Source organism: Myxococcus llanfairpwllgwyngyllgogerychwyrndrobwllllantysiliogogogochensis (assembly GCF_006636215.1).
Lineage (GTDB): Bacteria > Myxococcota > Myxococcia > Myxococcales > Myxococcaceae > Myxococcus > Myxococcus llanfairpwllgwyngyllgogerychwyrndrobwllllantysiliogogogochensis.
On the sequence record NZ_VIFM01000097.1, the window covers coordinates 13,879 to 37,181 of the forward strand.

Annotated in this window: 15 protein-coding genes; 6 read left to right on the top strand and 9 right to left on the bottom strand. The window is 67.2% G+C overall.

What is annotated here, in order from left to right:
- The first annotated feature begins 25 nt into the window (after positions 1-25).
- Complete coding sequence (locus FJV41_RS23420; protein ID WP_141644756.1) at positions 26-868, top strand: ATP-grasp domain-containing protein; 843 nt, start codon at positions 26-28, stop codon at positions 866-868.
- A gap of 153 nt (positions 869-1,021) precedes the next feature.
- Entirely contained in the window at positions 1,022-2,437 is a 1,416-nt protein-coding gene (locus FJV41_RS23425; protein WP_141644757.1) for a B12-binding domain-containing radical SAM protein, read from the top strand.
- Here FJV41_RS23425 and FJV41_RS23430 read toward each other — a convergent pair.
- The 3 genes from FJV41_RS23430 to FJV41_RS23440 all read right to left on the bottom strand — a co-directional run bounded on the left by FJV41_RS23430 (position 2,430) and on the right by FJV41_RS23440 (position 7,752).
- Entirely contained in the window at positions 2,430-6,710 is a 4,281-nt protein-coding gene (locus tag FJV41_RS23430; protein ID WP_141644758.1) for an AAA family ATPase, read from the bottom strand. The genes FJV41_RS23425 and FJV41_RS23430 overlap by 8 nt on opposite strands.
- A gap of 7 nt (positions 6,711-6,717) precedes the next feature.
- Positions 6,718-7,119, bottom strand: a complete 402-nt coding sequence (locus tag FJV41_RS23435) for a hypothetical protein (protein WP_141644759.1) — start codon at positions 7,117-7,119, stop codon at positions 6,718-6,720.
- Between the two features lie 81 nt (positions 7,120-7,200).
- Positions 7,201-7,752, bottom strand: coding sequence for an SLOG cluster 4 domain-containing protein (locus FJV41_RS23440; protein WP_141644760.1), 552 nt, complete (start codon positions 7,750-7,752; stop codon positions 7,201-7,203).
- A 257-nt stretch (positions 7,753-8,009) separates the two neighbouring features.
- Here FJV41_RS23440 and FJV41_RS23445 point away from each other — a divergent pair, with 257 nt between their 5' ends.
- Positions 8,010-8,315, top strand: coding sequence for a hypothetical protein (locus tag FJV41_RS23445; RefSeq protein ID WP_141644761.1), 306 nt, complete (start codon positions 8,010-8,012; stop codon positions 8,313-8,315).
- Between the two features lie 114 nt (positions 8,316-8,429).
- On the top strand, positions 8,430-9,401 hold the full coding sequence (locus tag FJV41_RS23450) for a sigma 54-interacting transcriptional regulator (protein WP_141644762.1): 972 nt from the start codon (positions 8,430-8,432) through the stop codon (positions 9,399-9,401).
- On the opposite strand, the gene FJV41_RS23455 is transcribed toward FJV41_RS23450, so the two are convergent.
- The gene (locus FJV41_RS23455; RefSeq protein ID WP_181790865.1) at positions 9,382-15,093 is read right to left on the bottom strand and encodes an AAA family ATPase; all 5,712 of its coding nucleotides are present in this window, start codon (positions 15,091-15,093) and stop codon (positions 9,382-9,384) included. The two genes, FJV41_RS23450 and FJV41_RS23455, sit on opposite strands and share 20 nt — an antisense overlap.
- A gap of 583 nt (positions 15,094-15,676) precedes the next feature.
- The gene (locus FJV41_RS23465) at positions 15,677-16,093 is read right to left on the bottom strand and encodes a hypothetical protein (RefSeq protein WP_141644764.1); all 417 of its coding nucleotides are present in this window, start codon (positions 16,091-16,093) and stop codon (positions 15,677-15,679) included.
- A gap of 412 nt (positions 16,094-16,505) precedes the next feature.
- Between FJV41_RS23465 and FJV41_RS54975 the strand changes: the two genes are divergently transcribed.
- Positions 16,506-16,829, top strand: coding sequence for a DUF2381 family protein (locus FJV41_RS54975; RefSeq protein WP_368773772.1), 324 nt, complete (start codon positions 16,506-16,508; stop codon positions 16,827-16,829).
- A gap of 139 nt (positions 16,830-16,968) precedes the next feature.
- Here FJV41_RS54975 and FJV41_RS23475 read toward each other — a convergent pair whose 3' ends face one another.
- Genes FJV41_RS23475 through FJV41_RS23480 form a run of 3 tightly spaced genes read right to left on the bottom strand, consistent with a single transcriptional unit; the run spans position 16,969 to position 18,808 of the window.
- Entirely contained in the window at positions 16,969-17,733 is a 765-nt protein-coding gene (locus FJV41_RS23475) for an immunity 52 family protein (protein ID WP_141644766.1), read from the bottom strand.
- 12 nt (positions 17,734-17,745) lie between these two features.
- Positions 17,746-17,991, bottom strand: coding sequence for a Tox-REase-5 domain-containing protein (locus FJV41_RS53835; protein ID WP_246137367.1), 246 nt, complete (start codon positions 17,989-17,991; stop codon positions 17,746-17,748).
- Positions 17,876-18,808 carry a hypothetical protein gene (locus FJV41_RS23480; RefSeq protein ID WP_246137369.1) on the bottom strand — a complete coding sequence of 311 codons (933 nt, stop codon included), beginning with the start codon at positions 18,806-18,808 and terminating at the stop codon, positions 17,876-17,878. Before FJV41_RS23480 ends, FJV41_RS53835 begins: the two co-directional genes overlap by 116 nt.
- Positions 18,809-19,297: 489 nt before the next feature.
- Here FJV41_RS23480 and FJV41_RS23485 point away from each other — a divergent pair, with 489 nt between their 5' ends.
- Positions 19,298-20,437: a hypothetical protein gene (locus FJV41_RS23485; protein ID WP_141644767.1), complete on the top strand. Its 1,140-nt coding sequence runs from the start codon at positions 19,298-19,300 to the stop codon at positions 20,435-20,437.
- Between the two features lie 199 nt (positions 20,438-20,636).
- On the opposite strand, the gene FJV41_RS54635 is transcribed toward FJV41_RS23485, so the two are convergent.
- Positions 20,637-22,919, bottom strand: a complete 2,283-nt coding sequence (locus tag FJV41_RS54635; RefSeq protein ID WP_141644768.1) for an RCC1 domain-containing protein — start codon at positions 22,917-22,919, stop codon at positions 20,637-20,639.
- Between the last annotated feature and the right edge of the window lie 384 nt (positions 22,920-23,303).

The window sequence follows — 23,303 nt, forward strand, 5'->3', positions numbered from 1 at the left end:
ACAGTGGATGCTTTCCGGAGAACAGATGCGTCCCAACATCGTGGTCGTCAACGGCGAGCGGCACTGGCCGACCTGGTTCCCGGAGGCCGAGGTCATCCCGGTCCGACTCCAGGACTCCGCCTGGGTGCTGCGCGAGGGCATCCTGTGGTGCATCACCCGAGAGGCGGCGGTGCGAGTCGACGGCGTCTTCTGGCGCGTGGGCGCCATCCGTCCGGACCCGCGCCATCGCACGGTCCTGGACCTGGTGCGACTGAGCGGCGTGCCGTGTGTCAACCCCGCGAAGACGCTCGTGCGTTGTCATGACCGGCTGTCCATGCTCGCCGAGCTTCGCGAGGCGGGCCTGCCCGTCATCCCCTTCGACGTCGCGCTCGGTGACGACATGGTGCGCCGGATTGCCCGACCCGCGCCGTTCGTCGTGAAGGTGGGTAACCACCATGGCGGTTACGGGAAGGCGCTGGTGCGAAAAGAGTCCGAGTGGTTCGAGGTCGCGGACCTGCTGTTCGCCGCCGATGACTACGCGGCGGTCGAGCCCTACATCGACTACCGGCGGGACGTGCGCTGCCTGGCCATCAGGGACCAGTTCTGGGCCATGTCGCGCGCGGGCGCGGGCTGGAAGGCCAACGTCCAGACGCGAAAACACCAGGTCATCGACGCTCCCGAGGAATTGGTGGGCTACACCCGGCGGGCCCTGGAGCACCTGGGGGCTGATATCGTCGCGCTCGACTTCCTGGAGACGCAGGAGGGGCGCTTCGTGTTGCTGGAGTGCAACGACACGCCGGGCCTGTCGGGCTTCCCCGAGCAGCTGTGTTCCGAATTGGCGGAATGTCTCCGGGAGAAATTGCGGACCCGCCCCCCAGCTGGGGCCTGAAACACGCGGGGGTCCATCGGGACACAGCCGCTGTCATTTTGCCAAGACGGCTCACCCGGAGGATTCTGGGAACACGGTCTCACGAGGGGGAGACTCCGACTGTCGACGGCGAATCCTCGCTCGCGCCGCTTCATCCTGGAGCCACAGCCTCGCATGCGGATCGCCGTCATCGCCACGTACACGCACCCCACGCGCCTGCGCATCAAGGAACCCTCCATCATGCAGTCCTCCGTGCCGGAGCTGATCGCCGGCCTGTGCCCCGAGCACGCGGAGGTGGAGGTCTTCAACGAGAAGGAGGTGGACATCCCGTTGGACCGGCACTGGGACCTGGTCTTCTTCTCGTACCTGCACTCGTACTACGAGCACACCAAGGTGCTCTCCACGCTGTTCCGCCAGCGCGGAATGACCACCGTCGCCGGCGGCCGCCACGCCACGCACTTCCCCGACGACGTGGCACTGTACTTCGACGCCGTCATCACCGGTGAGCCCGAGTCCAACGTCCCCGCCCTCATCGCGGACTTCGAGAAGGGCCAGCTCCAGAAGCGCTACGAGCGGCCCTCGCTCGGCCCCACCGCCATCCAGCCGTATCGCTACGAGCTCATCGACTTCACGAACAACAAGGTGCGCCTGCCCGGCATCGAGGCGTCACGCGGCTGCCCGTTCCGCTGCAACTTCTGCGTCCTCACCGGCCACGAGCGCTACCGCTACCGCCCCGTCGCGCAGGTCATCGACGAAATCCAGACGCGCATGCGCTGGAACCCCAACTACCTGGGGTTGATGAAGGACGCCTTCATCTTCCTCGACAACAACCTGGGCGGCTCGCCCAAGTACCTGCGCGAGCTGTGCGAGGCGCTGATTCCCCTCAAGAAGACCTGGGGCTGCGCGCTCACCTTCAACGTCCTCAAGGACGCGTCGCTGGTGAACCTGATGGCCAAGGCCGGCTGCCGCTACGTGTACACCGGCCTGGAGTCGCTCAACCCCGAGTCCATCAAGGCGATGAACAAGGGGCAGAACACGCTCTCCGAGGTCGACGCCGTCATCCGCCGCACCTTCTCCGCCGGAATCCTCCTGTCCTTCGGCCTCATCGTCGGCTCGGACGGCGACACCAATGAGTACCTGGAGAAAATCCCCGAGTACCTCGCGGACCTGCAGTACTTCTCCGTCACGTTCCTCGGCATCGTCAGCCCCTACCCGGAGACGCCGTTCTTCCGCGAGCTGCAGGCCGAGGACCGGCTCCTGCCCGGCACCGTCAGCCGCGACTACGACGGCTACACGCTCTGCCACCGGCCGAAGAACCTGCACCCCTCCGAGGTCGTGGACCACTTCCACCGGCTCTGCGCGCAGTTGGGGAGCCTGCCGAACATCGCCCGGCACTACTGGTCCAAGCTGACCTTGAGCAACCTGCCCCGCTACAAGCAGACCATCCTCTTCGCCGGGCCCGAAATCCTCAGCATCCGCAACCCACTGAAGAACCCGGCCCGCCGCTACATCGCCGGCATGGACGCGCTGGAGGACTGGGACACGAAGCAGATGGCGGCGCTCGGACTTCAGCCCCAGCGCATCACCTGAGCGCGACGGCGCGAGGCGCTTCCACCGGGGCAGGCGGCGTCAGGCCCAGCTCCGCCTCCAACCGGTCCAGGCGCCGCAGCTCCGCCTGGGCACCAATGGACTGGAAGATGTCGCGCGCCCGCGCCAGGAACTCCACGCGCCGGTGCGGCAGCGCCACGGCCGCGTCATGGTACGCGACGCCCGTCTCCCACCGGTTCGGCGTGTCCTCCAGGAAGGCGATGGCGCGCAGGAACAGCGACTCCGCCGCCTTGCCGCCCTTCTTCAGCGCCAGCGCGCGCGCCGTCACCCGCATCGCGGGCCCCTTCAGGTATGGATAGCGCCGCCCCAACAGCCGCGCCTTGAACAGGCAGCGACGGATGATGGCCCACAGCGTCTCCTGAGGCACCGCCACCGCGCCCTGCTCCAGCGCGAACAGCGCGCCCTCCGCCGCGTCGACCAGGCCAATGTGGAGGAAGGGCACCAGCACGTGGTAGCGCCACAGCGCCTCGTCCGCGCGCACCGCCATCAAGCCCGCTTCCTCCACCTGATGCTCGCGCACCGTCACGTTGACCAGGTGGTTGAGGCTGGCGCACTGGTTGGCCAGGTCCTGCACCTCGATGCTGATGCGCAGGCCCTGCTCCAACTCCGCGCACAGCTCGCCGACTTCGCCCTCGCCCCGCAGGTAGCGGCACATGGGAATCCACGAGTGAGCCCACCCCTGGTGCATGAGCGCGTGCAGCTCCTCGCCCATCTTCCCCATCTCCACGAAGGCCCGCTCGGCCCCCTCGAAGCGCGAGGCGAGGAACTGGCTGGAGCCCAGCATCATCAGCCCCGTCTGCACCTCCCACATGTCCCGCACCTGGCGCAGCAGGGACATGGCCTGCTCGGCGTACTGCGTCGCCTGCGCCAGGTCGTTGCTGAAGACGGACAGCGTGGCCAGCCGACTCAGGGCGATGCCCTCCGCCGAGGGATCTCTCGCCCGCCGCGCGTAGTCCAGCGCGCGCAGACACCAGCGCTTCGACAGCCCGAGGAAGCCCGAGCCGAACAGGAGCGAGCCGTAATAGCTGCTCGCCAGGCTCAGGCCCCGCTCACCGCGCGAGCGCTCCGCCATGATGGTGGCCACCATGGTCGCCCAGGTGAGCTTGGCGATGTCCTTGAAGTAGTAGATCTTGATGAGGGAGATGAGCGTGGTCAGCTGCTTGAGGTACAGCGGCAGCCGTGAGCCCAGGGGCCGCGCCAACCAGGGGAACAGCGCGTAGAGCAGGTGCAGCCCGAAGGCCAGGAGCGTGCGCACCACGAGCGCGGGCAGGCTCCCCGGCGTGCGGTGCCCCATCAACTCCATGGCCCGCTCCAGCTCCTGGATGGCCCGCTTGGACTCGCCCTTCTCCTGATGGGCTCGCCCCAGGCCCAGGTGCAGCTCCGCGCGGCGTGACACCAGCTCCTCGTCCGCCAGGCACTGCTCGAACATGTGGATGGCGCCCGCGTAGTTGCCCGCCTGCAGCAGCGTCTCCGCCAGCTCCTGCATCACCCGGCGCGTCTTGAGCAGCACCTCGTCGGGGTCCAACTCCACCGTGCCGGCGAGGATTTCGATGGCGCGGTTGTAGTGGTGGAGGGCGTCGTCGTTGGCGTACTGGCCGCGCGCCCCGCGGGCCGCCATCAGCGTGTACTCCAGGCCCTTCACCTCGTCGTTCCCGGCCAGGAAGTGGAAGGCGAGGATGCCCGCGGACGCCGCCGTGTTCTCACCGGCACGGGCTTCCAGGAAGCGCGCCAGGCGCCGGTGCAGGTCCTCCCGCGACGACACCATGAGCGTGTTGTAGGCCGCGTCGCGGATGACGATGTGCTTGAAGATGCAGGTGTAGGGCTCCTCCACCTCCAGGAGGATGAGGCCCAGGTGCGTCAGCGTGTCGATGGCCTCGCGGATGCGCTGACGGGACACCGAGCCCGGCGCGAGCGCCGCCACCGCGTCCAGCGTGAAGATGCGGCCGATGACGGACGCCACCTTCACCACCAGCTTCTCCGTCTCGCTCAAGAGGTCGATGCGCGCGAGCACCACGTCCTGGATGGAGTCCGGCAGCACCAGCGTCTGGAGGCTCCGCTTCAGCTCCCGCCGCGACGCACCCGGCGACACAGGCCCCAGGTAGCCGCCCTCGACGAGCCCCTGGACGATGGACTCCGCGAAGAACGGATTGCCCTGCACCTTGGACAGGAGCACGTCCTCCAGCGCCGTGTCTGGCGGCTCCATGCGCAGGTGGACGCGCAGGAGCGCACGGGTGTCCTCGTCCTCCAGGCTGGACAGGTCCAACCGGCACAACCCCGGCATGTCGTCGCGCACGTTGCGCAGCTGCTCACCGGGCCGCATCGTCACCAGCAGCGTCAGCCGCAGCGGCGCGAGCCGGGCCGCCACGTACTCGATGAGGTCGACGGAGATGTTGTCCGCCCAGTGCAGGTCCTCGAAGAACAACAGCAGCGGCGTCTTGCGCGCGTGCTTCTCCAGGAGCTGGAAGATGATTTGAAAGACCTTCTGGTTCTTGTGCCGCGCGTCCAGCCCCACCGTGGCCGCGTCTTCCTCCACGCTCAGGCCCAGCAGGGCGGCCATCACCGGAATCCACTCCGGGCCCGCGTCCTCCAGCCCGTCGAACCCCTGCCGCAGCCGCGCGAGCTGCGCGTCCACGTCGTCGCCCTCGTGCAGGCCGAAGAGCTGCACGAGCACCTCCTTCCAGGGGAAGAAGGGCGTGAACATCTCGTACGAGTAGCAGATGCCGTACAGGCTGCGCGCGCCGCGCGACTCCGCCTCCTCCACCACCTTGGCGCCCAGCCGAGACTTGCCGATGCCCGCCTCGCCGGACACCACGCACAGCCGGCCACTGCCCGAAAGCGACTCCTCCACCGCCGCGTGGAGCTGCCCCAGCTCGCGCCCGCGCCCGACGATGCCGCCCCGCCCCTTGATGAAGAGGCTGCGGCGCACCTCGCCCTTGAGCTGGTAGACGGGCACCGCGCGGGAGACGCCCTTGAGCGTCGCGTCCTCCACGAACTCCGTGGTGAAGCCGCCCACCTGGAGCTTGCGCTCCGTCTGCGCGTCGATGTGGATGCCCACTCCGTCCGCGTAGGTCATCAGCCGCGCGGCCAGGTTCACCACCTCGCCCAGCGCCGAGTAGCCCTTGCGCCAGGGCGAGCCCATGTCGCCGAAGTAGGCGTGCCCCGTGGCGATACCAATCTGCAGCTCGCGCACGTACGGGAAGGACTCGCGCTCACGCAACAGCTTGCACGCCAGCCGGCTGGCGAGCACTTCCTTGTTCTGCTGCGCGGTGGGCGCGCCGAAGAGGACGTAGAGGACGTTGCCCTTGTCCGTGAAGTCCGTCATCAGCAGCACGCCGCCGTGGTGCGCGCTCTCTCGCTGGACGTGCTCGTAGAAGGCGTTCAGCTCGCGGGTGAAGCCCTCGATTTCCGACGGCGAATGGTCCGTCTTGAAGCGCAGGAAGAAGCAGGTGAGGTCTCGGAAGTCCCCGCCCAATTCCTGGTGCGCCGTGGTGATGCGGGTGAAGAGCACCGGGTGCAGCAGCAGCGCGCAGCGGCCCACCAGTTCTTCTCCACCGGGGGAGACGAACGTGGGCGGAGCCCGCGCCTCCAGCGGCACCGAGGGCTCCAGGCGGAAGGCGCCGTCGCGCTCCTCGCCCACCCGGGCCAGGTCCGGCAGGAGCGCCCACGCCTCGCGGCTCAGGAGGACCTCGCCCACGCGGGCCCGCTTCTCCGCGGCAACCGCCTGCTCCAGCGGGTGGCCCACGAGCGCCGGGTGCATCCACATGCCCGTCGTGCCCAGGACGATGCGGTGCGACTCCCCCACGCCGATGCCGATGCGCGACGACACGGCGAAGCGCTGTCCCAACAGCTCCAGCCGGGAGAAGCGCGCCAGCCGCCGCTGCACGTCCAGCGCGCACCGCGCCGCGCGTCCCACCGCCTCCGCGTCGCCCTCGCTCGCGGCGGGCTCGAAGCAGGCGAGGATGGAGTCTCCGGCGAACTGGTAGATGTCGCCGCCGTGCTCCTTCACGACGTCGATCATCTCCGTGTAGTAGCTCTCCAGGAGGCGCTGGAGCGCGTCGATGCCGCGAGGCCCCTCGCCACTCAGCCCGACGACGATGGGCGTGAAGCCCGCGATGTCGAGCACCAGGATGGCGCCGCGCACCGACTCCACCGGAGGCAGCGCGTGCGCCTCCGTGTCCTCCAGGCGGCGCAGCAGCGCGCCAGGGATGTAGGGCCGCAGGGAGGAGAGGACGAGGTCGATGTCCGCCGACGACATGCCGCCCTCAGCCCAACGTCCGGTAGCGAATCCACATCGCGACCACGCCCACGACGGCGTAGAAGAACGTCTCGATGGTCTCCGACAGCGGCTGCGCCCTTCTCAGCGCGCCCCACGCGTGGACCACCACCATCGCCACGCACACCCAGCCGATGAGCTCGAACAGCGCCGGCTGACTCCGCGGGTCCGGGATGTAGCGCACCACCGTGAGGATGATGGCCAGCGCCACCCCTCCCAGACAGCGGCCGAAATACACCGTCAGGTCCGTGTTCCCCTGCACCGGCGCCCAGCCGAACCACCGGGACCAGCGCAGCGGCATCAGCAACAACGGCAGCGCGAACACCAGCAGGAAGAACGTCGTCGAGACGGCGAGGAACCAGCTGGCGAGTGGGTATTCGGCGCTGATCATGTCGACAGCCGTCCATCCTAGTCGTTTTTCCCCCGGCTTCGAGTGCCCTCGATCAAACCAAGCAATCCTGGCTTTTCTCGCTCAGGGAGCGAGGGGCCGGGCGGGCTCACGGACGGAGGCGCGGATGAACTCGGCGACGCGCTCCAGGGAGTCGGTGCGCTCCAGCTCCGAGGAGAAGCGGCGGAACGCCTCCGGGGGGCCGAAGAGGATGATGGGCTTGCCGTAGCGCAGGCACAGCGCGGCCTCGGAGGCGGTGCCGGCGCCCCCCGGCAGGGCCACGAGGGCGTGGGGGGTGAGCACGTTGATGTGGTTGCGGCTGAGCGGGTCCGTCCCCTGCACTCCGCTGAGGGGCAGGTGGGTGTAGATGGCCAGCTCCACCCCCGGGTTGGGGTAGCCGGAGCGCGGCACGTAGTCGCCGTCCTTCACGGTGCCGGGGACGATGCCAATGGAGATTCCGCGCCGACCCACCACCTGGACGAAGGCATCCGCGGCCGCCCGCATGACGCCGCTGCCGGCGCCGGTGAGCAGGTCGAACCCCGCCTCGGCGATCCACCGTGCCAGGGGAATGACACGCTCCAGGTGCTCTTCCTGGCCTGATCCGAAGACCCCGATGATCCGCCGTTCCCTTCGCATGGATGCCCACTCCTTCCCGGACATGTGACCGGCCCTCCCGGAAGCTTCTTCCATGTGCGTCCGACGCACCCGGCGCAACCGTTCAGTGCCGCACAGAGGGGGCGTCGGCCGTTCACCGACGGAAGGATCCACCCTCGGACAGAGACCGAAATGACACTTGCAGGACGGCGCGCGCGGCGGGGTGTGACTCCCCCGGGGGCCCTCCACCTGTCAGACCCCCTCCCTACCCTCCTTCACGTCAAGCCTGGAGGTCGGCCTTGTTCGACACCTGTGGTGGATGTGAGCGGCGCGGTGGCCCCGGTGAAATCTTCGACTGGTGCGCCAACTGTGAGCTGTCCTTGTGCCCCCGCTGCATGAAGCGGGGATGCTGCGACGCGCTACCCGCGGAGTCGGGGCGGGATGCTCCGTTGATGTTGCCGGACCCGCCGGAAGAGGAGGAGGCCCCCTTGCCGGAGCACTTCGGCGGGCGGTGCTGCTCCAGCGCCCGCGCGGTGGCGTGCTCGTGTGCCTTCCACTGGGTCTGTGAGCGACACGGGGACCAGCACATCGGCACCCACGACTGAAGCGACGGCGTGAGGGAAGAAAATCCCGGGCGTACGTTCAACCGTCGGCGGCACAGAGCCAACGGCGTCCCGAGCCTGGGGCGCGCGTGACGCAGGCTGACGGGGGACTCGTCGATGACCATGGTGCTGGGGCACGGACCGATTCACGTCCGGCTGATGGAGCTGGTCGCAGCCGCGGCGACAAACGACGCGGAGGTGCTCATCCAGGGACCGAGCGGCGTGGGCAAGGAGCTGTATGCGCGGCTCGTCCACGAGCAGAGCGTGCGGGCACCACATCCGTTCATCCCCGTCAATTGTGGCGCCCTGCCACCGGACCTCTTCGAGAACGAGCTGTTCGGCCACGTGGGCGGCGCCTTCACCGGCGCGAAGACGCGCAACCGGGGGCTGGTGGCGGAGGCGGAGCACGGCACCCTCTTCCTGGACGAGCTCGACGCCCTCCCCCTCTCCAGCCAGGTGAAGCTCTTGCGCCTCATCCAGCAGAAGGAATACCGGCCGCTGGGGGACTCACGGCTGTATCACTCCGACGTGCGCATCATCGCCGCCACCAACACGGACCTGCTGGCGGCGGCCCAGGCGGGACACTTCCGCTTCGATTTGTTCTTCCGCCTGCGCGTGCTGCCCATCGACGTGCCCCCGCTGCGCGAGCGGCCCGAGGACATCCAGCCCCTGCTCGAGTACTACCTGCGGCGCTACGCGGACGAGTACGGCAAGGCCCCCGTCACCTTCACGGAGGCCGCGAGGCATCGCCTGATGACCTACGCGTGGCCCGGCAACATCCGCGAGTTGGAGAACTGCGCGCGCTACCTCCTGTGCACGCGCGCGGGCACCTGTGTCGACGAGGAGGACCTGCCCCTGCTGGCGGAGCCCGCGCCCACGGGACACCGCGAGCCGATGTCCGCGGTGTCCCGCGAGTCCTTCCAGGTGGCCAAGCGCCGCGTCGTGGAGGCCTTCGAGAAGGCCTGGCTGGAGGGCTCGCTCGTCGAGCACGGGGGCAACATCGCCGCCGCCGCGCGCGCCAGCGGCAAGCACCGCCGCGCCTTCTTCGAGCTGATGCGGCGGCACGGCCTCAAGGCCCACTCGCGCTGACGGGGACGCTCTCCTCCACGGGCCCCTCGCACGGCAGCTCCACGGTGAAGCGGGCCCCGGCGCCCAGCGTGCTCTCCGCGCGCACCTGCCCGCCCAGCGCCGCGACGATTTCCCGGACGATGAAGAGGCCCAGGCCCAGGCCGCCGTACTCCCGCGAGGAGACGGCGCGCTCGAAGCGGCCGAAGATGTGGGGCAGTCGTTCGGCGGGAATGCCGATACCCTGGTCGACGATCTCCAGCCGCACGCGGCCTCCGGTCTCCTCCAGGTGGACCTCGATGGGCTGCCCCGCGCCGAACTTGAGCGCGTTGGCGAGCAGGTTCGTCACCACCTGCTCCAGCCGGACACGATCCCACCGGCCCATGCAGCCCGGGGCCAGGTCCAGCGACAGCGAGGACTGCGAGCGCTGGATGGCGTCGCCCAGCCCCTCCACCACGGCGCGCACCACGGCCTCCAGGTCCACGGTCTCCAGTTGCAGGTGCAGCCGCCCCGTCTGGATTCGGGAGACATCGAGCAGTTCGTCCACCAGGTGCGCCAGCCGGCGCGTCTGGGCCTGGGTGGAGCGGGAGGCGCGCTGGACGGAGTCGCGCGTGGGCACCTCGCTGCGAGCGAGGCCCTGCACGGAGAGCTGCAACGCGGTGATGGGCGTGTAGAGCTCGTGCGCGGCGATGGAGAGGAACTCGTCGCGCAGGCGGATGGCATCCTGCGACTCGTGGTACAGCCGCGCGTTGTCCAGGGCGATGGCCGCGCGGCGCGCCAGGTCCTGCGCCAGCTCCAGGTCCCCGGGCCCATAGCGCTTCGTCGGCACCGAGGAGACCAGGGTGAGGACGCCCAGCAGCCGCTCCCGGGCGATGAGGGGCACCGCCATCAACGTCCGGGCCTTCAGCGCGCGGATGAGCGCGCAGTGCCGCGCGTCCCGACACAGGCGCGTCAGGAGTTCGTCGGTGAGCACCGGAATGAGCAGCGGCTCCTTCGTGCGAAGCACGGCGTTGGCGGGCTGCGACGAATCCCAATCCGGCGTGTATGACGACTGAAGCTCCCGTGCGAGCCCCTCCGAGGCCGGGTCCGCGTGCGCGGTGGAGAGCCTGCGGATGGAGCCCGACGCATCCACCACGTCGATGGCGCACACGGTGGCCAGGAAGGGCACCGCCAGTCGAGCCAGCCGCTTGAGGGTGGCCTCGTAATCCAGCGACTCGGCGAGCACCACGCTGGATTCGGCCAGGAAGCGCACGGCCTCCTCGGCCCGCTTGCGCTCCTCGAAGAGGAGGCTGTTCTCCAGGGAGATGGCCATCTGCGAGGACAGCAATTGGAGCACCCGCACCCGGTCCGGGGTGAAGGCGTGCGTGGCCAGATTGTTCTCCAGGTACAGCACCCCCATGGTCCGCGCGTGGCGACGGATGGGCACCACCAGCGCGGACTTCACCCGCTGCCGCGCCACGTACGCATCCGTCACGAAGCGGCCCTGGTGCGCGGCGTCTCCCAGCACCACCGCGTCCCCCGTGCGCCAGGTGTGCCCGAGGAGAGACTCCGGCACCAGCTCCGCGCCCGCGAGCGGGACGTGGAGCCGCGTCATCGGCTCACCCACGCCCCCCACTGCCTCCAGCATCGGCGTGCCCTGCTCCTCCAGCACCAGCGCGCCCCGCTGCGCCCCAGCGACCTCCAGGCACACCGCCATCAGCTTCTCCAGGAGCCGCTCCAACGCCACCTCACCGGACAGCGACTGCGCGGCCTTGAGGATGCTCAGCAGGTCGAGCGACGCGCCCCGGAAGTCGTCCCCCGTCGGCGTGACGGTCTGGTCCCAGATGCCGGGCTCCTGTATCTGGACGTCCGGAAACTCCTCCTGGAGCGCGGCGACCACGGCCTTCGCCCCCCAGCGCGCATACCCCTCGCGCGCGGCCCGCAGGTACAGCGTGGCGATCCGCTTCCGGCCCAGCGCGCTGTACAGCCGTCCCGCGAGCACGTTCGCGAGCGCCTCATCCTGCGGGAAGCCTTCCTCCCGGGCCCGGTCGATGGCCTCGTCGAACAGCTCCGCGGCCTCTGTGAAGCGCCCCTCCAGCCGGGCCCGCTCCGCCGACAGCATCAGGTGGCGGTGGCGGAAGTTCTCCGGGCAGTTCGTCGCCCAGTGCCGGAAGCGGTGCCACGTCTGCTCGACATACGCACGGCGCGCCTGTCGCTCCGCGTCGCTCCCAGCGTCCACACTGGCCGCCAGCACGAGCGCGCCGAAGAAGGCGTGCTCCGTGACGTTGAAGAGCGACTGCACGAAGCGAAGGTTCGGCTCGGCCGCGCGGAACATCTCCCGCGCGCCCGCGAGGTCCCCGAGCAGGTAGGACGTCTGGAGACGGAGGATGAAGAACTGACCGAGGATGGTCGGGTCGCCTTTCGACTGCTCCAGGAAGGTCGCCGTGTCGAACGTCGCGTCGTCATAGCCTCCCCGCTCGCGCGTCCTCCCCTGGAGACACCGCACGGCCTGACGCAAGGCGAGCTGCGTGTCCGCCATGGCGCCCTGCCCGCTCTTGCGGTCGAAGGCCAGAGCCCCTTCGGCTTCCGCGTGGACGCGGTCCAGCTCCGTGCCCAGTCGCAGCCGGGTGAAGCTGATGCTGGCCAGGAGGTAGGCGACGTACTGCGGCTCGCCGCTCTCCAGGCCCGCGGCGAGTCCCCGACGCAGCAACGGCATCGACGAGCGCAGGGGCTCGCGCCAGTGCCGCATGTAGAAGAGGAAGGCGGCGAGGACGCGACACTCCTCACGCGGGTTGGCGAAGCGGCGGCTCAGCTCCATGCCCAGGTGACTGAAGGCGTGGCCCGCGGCGTAGTCGCCCCGTGACTCGCCATGGATGAGGCCGAAACACACGTAGGCGAAGGCCGAGTACACGCTGTTGCCGTGATTCAGCGTGAGGCCCAGCATCCGGGTGTAGATGAACGAGAACATCGGCGGGTCGGAGAACCACGCCGCGATGCCCGCGCTCATCAAGAGGCGCATGCAGCCGCGCTCCAACGAATCGGCCATGCGCGGCGCCGACAGCAGCTCCTCCTCGGTGCGGGACTTCCACATCTCCACCACCTGGGGCAGCTCCGCCTGGAAGTCGGCGGTGGCATCCCCGTCCGGCAGCGCCACGCCAAAGAGTCGCAGTCCCTCGCGGGCGTGCTGGAGCGCCGCCGCGTGATTCCGGCCGAGGATGCTGGCGTTCATGCGCAGGACGTAGAGGTCCACCTTCTCCAGTGGCGACGTGGCATGCGCCATCGCCTGGTCGATGAGGCGCTCGGACAGGAGGCGGTCTCCCGTGAGCTGCGCGCACTCCGCCGCGTCCTGGTGGAGCCGGAGCATGCGCTCGCGCTGCGTCTCCCAGGCGTCCTCCGGGAGGAGGACTCGGGCGCGCATGAAGTAGGCCAGGGCGGCCTCGAAGGCGGAGGCGTCTCGCACCTTGCGCCCCGCGCGCTGGTTGAGCTCGGCGAGCCACTGGCGCTCGGTGGCGGTCTCCACCACGTCGCCGCCCAGGTGGAAGTGGTCCGCCACCTCGCAGATGCGCGGCTCGGCCTCAACTCCCGGGGCGTCTTCCCACAGACGGCGGCCGATGGTCCGGTGCAGCGCCCGGCGCTCCTCGTCCGACAACAACGAGTAGGCGGAATGTCTCACACGGTCATGCGCGAAACGGTACGTGGCCTGCCCCTCCGTCAGCCCGTCCGGCGTCTGCTCCGGATGGAGCGGCTGGAAGCGAGGTCCCCGCCCCTCCGGGACGAGCAGGCCCGCACGCAGCGCGCTCCACAGCGCTCCCGCCGTGTCCTCCATGGGGGCATCGACGACGCGAGCCAGGAGCCACAGGTCCACCTGACCGCGCATGCACGCGGCCACCGTCAGCAGCCGCTGCGTGTGCTCGGGGAGCCGACGGATGGAGTCCAGCATCAGCTCCACCACGTTGTCGGTGACCTCCGCCTGTTCGATTCGCACCAGGTCCCAGTGCCACGAGCCGTCCTCCAGCTCATACGTGAGCAACCCGGTGCGATGCAGGTGCCGCAGGAAGTGACTGATGGAGAAGGGGTTGCCCGCGGTCTTCTCCAGCACGAGCCGCGCCAGCGCCCGCGCGCGCTCCGGCTCGCAGCGCAGCGTGTCCGCGCACAGCGTCGTCAGGGCGGACAGGTCCAGGGGCCCCAGCTCCAGGAGTCGCGGCGCCGCAGTGGTACCCGCGAGTGACGACAGCACTCGGGAGAGGGGATGCGACGTGCCCCACTCTCCGGGGCGATAGGCACCGATGAGCAGCACATGGTGCAGCTCCGGGTCCGTCACCAGCCGCGTGAGCAGCTCCAGCGTGGCGGCGTCCGCCCACTGGAGGTCGTCGAGGAACAACACCAGCGGCTCCTCGTCCGTGGCGAGGTCGCGAAAGAAGGACTGGAGCAGCAGGAGGAAGCGGCTGCCCGCCTCCCGAGGGCCCAGGGGGACGATGGGAGGCTGCTCGCCGATGAGCCGCTCCAGTTCGGGAACCAGCTCGGTGAGCACCCTCCCCTGGGTGCCCAGCGCTTCCTGGAGACGCTGCCGCCACTTGGCCACTTCGTCGGGAGGTTGCTCCAGGACACCGACGACGAGCCCCCGGACGGCCTCCACCAGCGAGGCGTACGGTGTCTGGCCCTTCAGCTCCGAGGACTTTCCGGAGAGGAAGCGCCCCGTGCCCAGGTGCGCGCGCAGTGCGTGGACCAGGGACGTCTTGCCGCTCCCCGAGGCTCCCGACAACAGCACCCACTCCCGGGCGCCGAACCGCGCGCGCTCCAGCGCGGTGTCGAGCACGGCGCGCTCTTCGTCGCGGCCATAGAGCCTGTCGGGCAGTCCCAGCTCGCGCGCGAGGTCATACCGGCCCAGCTCGAAGGCGATGGGCGTGCCCGGTCCCCGCCAGCGTCGCTGGATTTCTCGCAGGTCCTCCACGAGCGCCTCGGCGCTCTGGTAACGCTCCTCGGGCACCTTCGCGAGCAGGCGCAGCACCACGTCGGAGAGGATGGCGGGAAGCTGGGGGTTCTTGTCGACGGGAGGCACGGGCGGCAGCGCGAGCAGGGCGTGGACCAGCTCCGCTGCGTCGGTCGACACGAAGGGCGCCTCGCCCGTGAGCATCTCGTAGAACGTCGCGCCCAGCGCATACAGGTCCGCGCGGTGGTCTACCCGGCGGCGCATCCTCCCGGTCTGCTCGGGGGCGATGTAGCGCAGCGTGCCCTCGAAGCCACCGGGGACTCCCGCCATGTGCACGAGCCCTTGCACGCGCGTGGACAGGTCGAAGTCGATCATCACCAGCCCGCGTCCTCCGGGCGCCACGACGAGGTTGGCGGGGTTGAGGTCGCGGTGGATGACGTGCTGGCGATGCAGCGCGCCCAGCGAGCTGGCGAGGTCACACGCCAGTTCCAGGAAGAGGTCCACCTCGATGGGGCCCCGGCGCAGCCATTCCCGCAGGTCATGGGGCCCTGCGTCCTCGATGGCGAGCGCAGGCTGGCCCGCCACCACCTCCAGCGCCACCACGCGGGCGACTCCGTGGAGGTCTCGAAGGTCGCTGAGCATCGCGTGCTCGTGACGCAGCAGGCCGGCGCTGCTCTCCGCCAGCGGCCCTTCGCGGACGACCTTGAGCACCCGCGCGGCTCCCTCGGGCGTCCAGGCGCGGAACACGTCGTAGCGGTGTCCCCGGTAGATTCTTCGCACGTCCTGATAGCCGGCCAGCTCCAGCATCACGACCCCTCGACGACTTCCCAGGGGAAGTTGCACACGCGACAGGCCCCGGGGCTCAGAAGGCACTAACGGATGATGCGGGCGCGGTCCTGTCCAGAGGAGCGGGCCGCCTGCCGCTCGGACGTCAACAGCTCCTTCGTGCGCCTCGCGGCATGCCTGCCTCGGGGTCCGAGAGTACGTCGGCTAGTGAGCGGCACCCGCCCCATGCGCAGGGGCGAGGAGCGGTGCCGACAAACAGCGCTGCTCGGTCCAGCAGTGGAGTTGCTTCAGTTTCGGCGTGAGGAGCGCGACGTCCTCTCAAGGCCGCGACCTGGTTCGCTCAGGAAGGCGTCGGCACGCCCAAGAAGCGTTCCGATTCGTGAGCGAGAACCAGGCCGAGCACGCAGTGGCGACGATGTGCCGGGTGATGGAGTCACCGAGGCCGGCTACTGCGCCTGGAAGCGACGGGCCGCCATGAAGCGAGCCGAGGCCAGGATGGCCGTCTTTCAGTACATCGAGGGCTGGTACAACCTGCGGCGGAGGCACTCAGCCCTCGGCTACCAGTCACCGGCTAACGATGCGGAACCGGTGTAACTCGAGACGGCTAAAGGAGTGACTCGATGATGGTCCGAAGCTCGTCCTCGCCGAAAAGCTTGTCCGAGTAGCCGTAGAAACTCTCACGCACAAAGAGAGTGTTGTCCTTGAGCTCCACATTCTTGTCGCCTGGGTTGTCTGGGCTCGTCGCGACATTCTGGAAGATGATCTTGTTGAACTTCGATTTGACTGCCTCACGACCGAGATCATCGCTACAAATACTCTTCATCGCCTGTGCGACGAGCCCTGGACCGTATGACTCATAGTAGGAGTCGTAGCAGTCGAGAATGGTCTTGTCTTCGGGGAAGCTCGCGATGTCGATTTCAAAAGGCATCGAGAATCCAATGGAGCTGTTCAGCTCTGATTGGAAACGGGGGGTGTGCGACTCCTTGATCGTAGCGATACGGCGTCGCTCTGCGAGACCCATCGAATGCTCCTTTACCCCAGGGCGTGCTTGTTGGTTTGGAGAGTGTGTCCGCTCGTATTTCAGGCGTCAACTCATTCGGCGCCTCGCGCACGGCTCATTCTTCAGCGCCCAGCATCTTCAGAAATTGTGCTTCGCTGGGTCCGTCAACTCCGCGCGTTTACGAGGAAGACGAGCAGGATGACCGCGACGAGGTCGGACCTGAATCGCCGCCACAAGGACTGAGAGCGGACGGGCCCGTTCAACGCCGCTGCCGTGAAGCGCGCCCCAAAGCGCTCGGCCCCATCACTGTCTCCCGTTGGGACTGGCCGGTCGCGCGAATAGAGCACCCCTGCGCGGGTACTGGCGATGCGAGCGTGCCCATGTGGAAGGTCACCCGTCCTTGCTCCAACCCTTCAGATTGGCCGTGGTGTTCGTGCTCACATGGGGAACTGCGGCGCACGCTGACACACCAGCCGCCCCTCACGTCCTCCGCGAGCGCTCCGTTACTGTCGCCAGTTGGCCCTCCGGGCAGCCCCCGGTCATCAACGTCGCCGAGGGCTCGCCGACGTTGTTTCTCCTCTCTTCGCCGATTCAGCGAAAGTCCCGCAGCCTCGTTCAGGAGGAACACCTCATAACGGTGGCCCCGGTAGATCCTCCGCACGTCCTGATAGCCGGCCAGCTCCAGCATCACGACCCCTCGACGACTTCCCAGGGGAAGTTGCACACGCGACAGGCCCCGGGGCTCGGAAGGCACTAACGGATGATGCGGGCGCGGTCCTGTCCAGAGGAACGGGCCGCCTGCCGCTCGGACGTCATCAGCTCCTTCGTGCGCCTCGCGGCATGCCTGCCTCGGGGTCCGAGAGTACGTCGGCTAGTGGGCGGCATCGGCCCCGTGCTCAGGAGCTTGGAGGAGCGCCGACAAACAGCTCCGCTCGGTCCAGCAGCTCTCGCACGCGCTCCGCCAGCGCCATGTGCTCCGGATTGCGGGCAGTGAAGCGTTCGGGAGTGAGGAGGATGAGGGTGCCCTTGTCTTCCACGGACTCGACACGCACGGGAGCGGGGAGCGGCGGCACTCGGCCCAAGCGGTTCGAGACGTAGGTAATCCACCCAAGGGAGAAGGGCGCGAAGTCGGGCTCCCGAGCTGTGTCCTCGTAGGAGTCCGAGGTGGCAAACGCCCAATCGGGATCCCAGGGCCGAACCATGCTGCGCACCACGTTCGCCAGTACGGGTGCCGTCAGTATCCGCTCCATGCCTGGCCCTTCTTTCGGCAAGGGCATCACGCACGAGTTCGGATTGGCGCCACTGTAGTCACCGCAGGTGATGCGCAGATCCGCGCTGTCCGCCCCCGCCTCGCCGTTGCCGAACCAGAAGCTATAGCCCAATCGCTCGATGGCGGGACCTCCACGCTCACGGTTCACGCCCCGCCGGAACATCTCGGTGAGCGTGGGCAGGTCGGGAGGCATGAGCGGATGTTTGCGGGCATCCTTGCGAGAACGCGCGGGCTTGTACCAATGAGCCAGGATCGGATCACATGACGCGAGGAGGTTGAGGAAGTCTGCTGTGCGCAGAGCGCATTCCTCGGGGGTCTCCTTGCGAGGGCCCCAGTAGGCGCCCGCGTAGTAGGTCTCCGGGTAGGTCGTGGGCTCAGGCGTCGCGGTCACGCTGTGCATTCCTCAAAGCGCCGGTGTGCAGACCACTTCAATGCCCTTGATTCTGTTGCGCATCAATAGCTTCTCGATGGCGTCCGCCGCCTGCTGCTCAGCGACGTGCCATCGTATCGAAAAGCCAAGGCCACGGACCTTCTCACTCTGCCTTCTGGCTTGATCGACAAGGCCCTTGGCTCCCGAGTGACGGAACCACTCTTTCGGGTCCAGGCCCTCGAAGAACCGGGCATAGCCCTGCCCCTTCGCCTCCAGCAGGACACCCTTCTCGAAACCATCGAACTTCACGCCGCCACTGTCCCTGCCCTCCCTGTGCGGACAGCGAGAACGTTGGCATCTCCACCGCTGCGAGCGATGCACCTTCCAACGTGCGCGTCGCGGATGACACCGTGCCCCACGTGGCTATGAGGTTCGTTGCCAGCTTGGAGACGGCCTGAATCTGTTCACCCCGCGTCATGTACCGGAAGCGCTCCAGGTATTCGGGTGACGACTCCAGCAATGCCGCCACGGCGGCGGGCATCTGACGAAGCGCCTCGAGGTTTTCGCCTGGCGACGTCGAGAAGAACTTCCCCACCGCAAGGGCCAGTCCAACAAAAGCCTCTTCGGCACCATCAAGAGAGCGGCTGATGACGTCGGCATCGTCGTGGACGTCCGCCAGCGGGAATCCATCCAACTCACGCAGTTCATCGTCCAGCGAGCGGAAGACACCCGTGCGCCCATCGTAGAAACGGCCCAGCTCGAAGTCGTGCGCACGGAAAACACCGTTCCGCCACTCCACGGGGGCCACTCGCTGCTGCGTCCGTCCACTGCGCACCCACGCGAGGCATCCATCGGGCCGGAGCACCGCCAGATGATTGAAGCGCTCCACCCGCTGCACCAACTCGGTGCGTGACACCGCTCCCGAGCCCATCACCTCGCGCAGCATGAAGCCCACCGCGACACGCGCAGGGAACTGACCCAGCGTCACATCCTTCCCCAGCAACACCTCCAGCAGCCGCGCCGCGTGCGTAGGCGTGAGCGAGTTACCAGGCACGGGTTGCGCGTCGCGGTCCCCCAACCCCGAGACCTGAAGCAACTCCTCGAATGCATCCTTCCGCTGCTCTCGGGGAAGATGCGCCTTCCCAATGGCTCCCGGCTGCCCCCTCGACTCGTACAGTGTGGAGCGCTGCTGAAGGGCGCCCCTACGGGTGGAGCGTTCAACCCCAGAGCAGCCCGCGACAAGGATGGCGACGCACAGCAACCAGAGGCCACTTCGCATTCAACACCCCGCACTTCCTCAACAGGAGGCTATCGCGCTGGATGCTGGCATTCACGTCCGACAAGATGATGGACGGCCGATAGCGCGGCAGAAGCGTGAGAGCCAGGCCTCGCGAGTGGGAATGCCCCCATCTGCCGGACAGGCTGGGGCCGTGCGACGCCGCCGTCCGCCTCCATGCGCTCGCCCACCGTCGCGCGCATGACTCGGCAGGGTAGTGAGCGACACCAGCGGAGCCTCTCGGCGCCCTCTAGTCCGAGGTCCTCCGCTCGTGACAATGAGGGTGCCTGGAATTGCTAAGGTGCGGACATGCATTCCAACGTGCGTCGGGCTCGAGGAAGCGTGCTGCGTGCCCTGGTGTGGTTTGTCAGCGGGCTTCTCCTGCTGGCCGTCATCGCGATGGTCGCGTTCGATTGGTTCACGCGCGCGAAGTACGAGCCCACTCTCGATGCGATGCGACAGGAAGTCACTGCGCATGTGGACCTCTTCTGTCAGGAGCAGACGAAGCTCGCCGCCGACCCGTGGTTCCACGAACCGCGCACCGAGGGCGACGCGGGGCCGCTGCTCAACCGCTGGGCGGAGTGGGACCGCCCAGGCCCGTCGATGCCCGCGGACTCACCCCTCCAGCTTCCCGCGCACCTGAAGGAGAAGAAGACGCTGGAGGAATGGTTCGCGGCCAACCCCGACCTGTCCGCGCTCGACTTCAACTGGATGCGCGAGCTCAAGCGGTTCGACCGGTGGGATATCCGCCAGAACCTTCCATTCAAACAGGAGGAGCCGTTCGACCTGATGACGGTCCCCTTTCCGAACTTCATCGTGCTGATGGAGTGGTCCAAGCTCCGGCTCCTCCAAGGCATGCGGACCGGACAGCCCCTGGAGGCGGCCAAGGACGTGCGTCACCTCGCGTGGCTGTCGTATCGGACGGACACCCTGATCGGTTCGATGATCGCCTATACGCTTCTCGGGCTGGAGCGCACGGCACATGCACTGACGAAGCAACCTCCGTCGGAATGGCGACCGATGAGCCAGGAGCAAGGCGAGCGCCTGCGCGCCGTGTTCTGGGCGAGCAAGTCGTTCTCCAATATCACCACGCCCGTGGAGGTGGCCCGGAAGGCGCGGAGCTGCGGATCGGGCATCTCGCGCTGCCTTGGACTGGTCGAGGCCAGCAATATGGCGAAGCATCTCCAGCCCCTCGCGGAGCCGTCGTATCGCGAGGCCTACGCGGAGTTCGAGAAGGAGATGGCGACGCCCTGCCCCACCTCGGTGTTGATCACGCAGTGGCAGCACGGCGGCACCATCGAAGATCACCCGCCCAGCAGTGGCTCAATGCCAGACCAGGCAGGCTGGATGCGCAGTCTCCCCGGGCGATATTTCGCAAAGCACATCGCCGGAGTCCTGCTGACCGTCGCGAACCAGGACATCGACCTGCTCAAGAAGCTCCCTCAGTGACAGGCCACTCCGGCCTCGGCTGAAACCGCGCCTTGACTGGCTCAAGGCGCGTCCTTGCCAAGCTCGCGCGAGCCCGCGCACAAATTCCTCGGCCGTAGTCCCCTGCCAAGGTGAGTTGAAGACGAAGTCCTGGCGGATTGCGGTGTTGCCCTCCTCTGACACAACTTCAAGGCGCGCTGGTCCTTTGGCCTGCTGCTCTTCACTGACTGTGAGACTCGCTATTCACACCCTGCGCTGATCTGCCCACGATCCCAGGGACATTGATGGGCGACAGCCGGGTGCTCCGAGTCCCGTCTCCCAAAGAACCAGAGCCGTTGTAGCCCCACGCCCAGAGAGTACCATCCTCTTTCTGTGCCAAGGAATAGTTACTGCCTGCCTCCAGCGCCCACCCATTTATAAAATCAGGAACCAGGGTTGGCACCAAGCGCGCAATGGTCGTTCCATCGCCCAGTTGCCCATTCACGTTGGGTCCCCATGCCCAGACGGTACCGTCAACTCTTAGTGCCAGACAGTGCGAGCCATGTGCCGATAAGGACGTCACATCCGTGAGGTCCAGAACGCGGGTAGGTGTCAGCCGCTCAGTAAGCGTTCCATCTCCCATCTGGCCGAAAGTGTTCCCACCCCAGGACCAGACAGTGCCGTCTGACTTCAACACCATGGAGTGCGAACTGCCCGCCGCCAGGCCGACCACGTCTGTGAGGTCTGGTGCCTGGGTAACCGTCCGCGAACCGATGCTCGTTCCATCACCCAAGTACCCCTCCCCCCAAGTCCAGACGGTCCCATCTTCCTTCAACGCCAGTGAAAAGTAGTAGCCCGCAGCCAAAGTTTGAATGCCCGTGAGCCCTGGAACCTGCGTTGGCGGAACTTCTCGATTCGCTGTTTCAAACCCCAACTGCAAGGAGGCGTTGTAGCCCCAAGCCCAGACAGTTCCGTCCGACCTCAGAGCAAGCGAGTGCACCACTCCAACTGCAACCGCGCGCACACTCTCAAGACCAGGAACCTGGATGGGTGTCAGTTGCTGAATATCCACCGTCTCTACACCTAATTGGGCGCCCGCGTTGTCGCCCCAGGCCCAAACGGTACCATCCTCTTTCACCGCAAGCGAATGATAGGAGCCTGCAGCGAGCGCCACCACGTCGTCCAGACCTGCCACGGGGATTGGTATCAACGAACGGATTCGCGTCCCATTCCCCAATTGGCCGAAGGAATTCGACCCCCATGCCCAGACAGTTCCGTCCACGTCCAGCGCCAATGAATGAGACCCACCTGCCGCAATCATTCTCCTCTCCACCAACTCCTTTGTTTTCGTCGGCAGGCTTCTGGGCGTAACAGTGCCATCCCCAAGTTGGCCCTCCACATTCTGGCCCCACGCCCAGATCTCACCATTGGCCTTCATGGCTACGGAGTGCAGCCCGCTTCCTGCAGCGATCGCTTGAACACCAACCAACGAAGCCACTGGGACCGGTACAGACCGCTGCGTCGTAGTCCCGTCCCCCAATTGGCCCCTCAGGTTGGAGCCCCATGTCCACACCGAACCATCTGCTTTCAGCGCCATCGAGTGCATCTCAGCTCCTACGACTCCGTCGACCTCCATCAAGCCCACGACCTTTTCAGGAGTAGTGCGTGAGGTCGTCGTGCCATTACCTAGTTGGCCACTTGAGTTGTTACCCCACGCCCACACAGAACCATCTGAACTCCGAGCCAACGAGTGATTGCTGCCGCCTGAGACCCCTGTGACCTCGCGCAGCATCGGGACAGGCAGCGGGAGCGCACTCGACTCCGCAGTGCCGTTTCCCAATTGGCCGCTGGTATTGCTACCCCATGCCCATACCGTGCCATCCGACTTCAATGCCAGCGAGTGCGCATTTCCTGCTGCAACCGCGACCACTCCCGACAACCCCGCTACCTGCACAGGAGACAGGCGCGTGATGGTGGTACCATCTCCAAGCCGACCTGCCCCATTGCTTCCCCAGGCCCACACCGTACCGTCCGACTTCAATGCCAATGAGTGTGAGAAGCCTGCAGCAAGTCTCACAACCTCCGTCAACTCAGGCACCTGTATCGGGACAATGCGCGTCGTGGTTGTACCATCCCCAAGCTGCCCAAGCTCATTACGGCCCCAAGCCCAAACCGTGCCATCTGCCTTCAGCGCCAGCGAGTGCAGATCGCCGGCGCTGACCGTATTGATTCGATTTACAACCCAAGCCCGCACCGGAAATCGTTGAGCCTGCTGTGTGCCATTCCCAAGCTGTCCATGGGTATTGTCCCCCCAGGCCGACACCGTCCCGTCAGGACGTACGAAGAGCGTATGGCGCCTCCCGGCGGCGACGCGCCCCCGAAGGCTCGCCGTCTCGAACGATTCGTTTGTGCCCAGTTCCCCGCTTGAGGGAGTTCTCTCCTCTCGGCACCCCGCGCCGAGCAGAACAACGCACGCTATCGTGACTACAATCTCTGCAATCTTTGCTGAGGACTTCAGGTTCATCGTGAGAGGCCCCTCTGACAAGCCAAGCTACGACTCAGAGTATGAGCGCATGCCCCAGACGGACCAAGCCAGCGGATGAGCATCGAGGTCTTGCCTTCATGAGGCCTGCACGACTTCAACACCCAATCAGCAGTAAGCCGTGAGCGGCCCGGAACCGGTGGACCTTTTCGTCCACCCCTGACTCCGCAACGATTCCGCGAGGTTCCGCGCCACGCGCTGGAGCAATTCATCCGCCCTGGCCCGGCGCGTGCGCGCACCCCGTCACTCAAGTGCCTGGGATCACTCACGCGTGCACGCTTCGCCGCGTGGGCACGCGCGTTGCTGTCCAGCCGCTGACCTTCCCACCGCACCATGGGGGTGTGGGTGGGGGGCGGATGTCAGCGC

Coding starts and splice junctions, on each gene's coding strand:
- FJV41_RS54635 (WP_141644768.1), bottom strand. CDS start 22,919: ATGAACCTGAAGTCCTCAGCAAAGATTGCAGAGATTGTAGTCACGATA.
- FJV41_RS23485 (WP_141644767.1), top strand. CDS start 19,298: ATGCATTCCAACGTGCGTCGGGCTCGAGGAAGCGTGCTGCGTGCCCTG.
- FJV41_RS23430 (WP_141644758.1), bottom strand. CDS start 6,710: ATGTCGTCGGCGGACATCGACCTCGTCCTCTCCTCCCTGCGGCCCTAC.
- FJV41_RS23450 (WP_141644762.1), top strand. CDS start 8,430: ATGACCATGGTGCTGGGGCACGGACCGATTCACGTCCGGCTGATGGAG.
- FJV41_RS23440 (WP_141644760.1), bottom strand. CDS start 7,752: ATGCGAAGGGAACGGCGGATCATCGGGGTCTTCGGATCAGGCCAGGAA.
- FJV41_RS23455 (WP_181790865.1), bottom strand. CDS start 15,093: ATGCTGGAGCTGGCCGGCTATCAGGACGTGCGAAGAATCTACCGGGGA.
- FJV41_RS23435 (WP_141644759.1), bottom strand. CDS start 7,119: ATGATCAGCGCCGAATACCCACTCGCCAGCTGGTTCCTCGCCGTCTCG.
- FJV41_RS23420 (WP_141644756.1), top strand. CDS start 26: ATGCGTCCCAACATCGTGGTCGTCAACGGCGAGCGGCACTGGCCGACC.
- FJV41_RS23465 (WP_141644764.1), bottom strand. CDS start 16,093: ATGGGTCTCGCAGAGCGACGCCGTATCGCTACGATCAAGGAGTCGCAC.
- FJV41_RS23425 (WP_141644757.1), top strand. CDS start 1,022: ATGCGGATCGCCGTCATCGCCACGTACACGCACCCCACGCGCCTGCGC.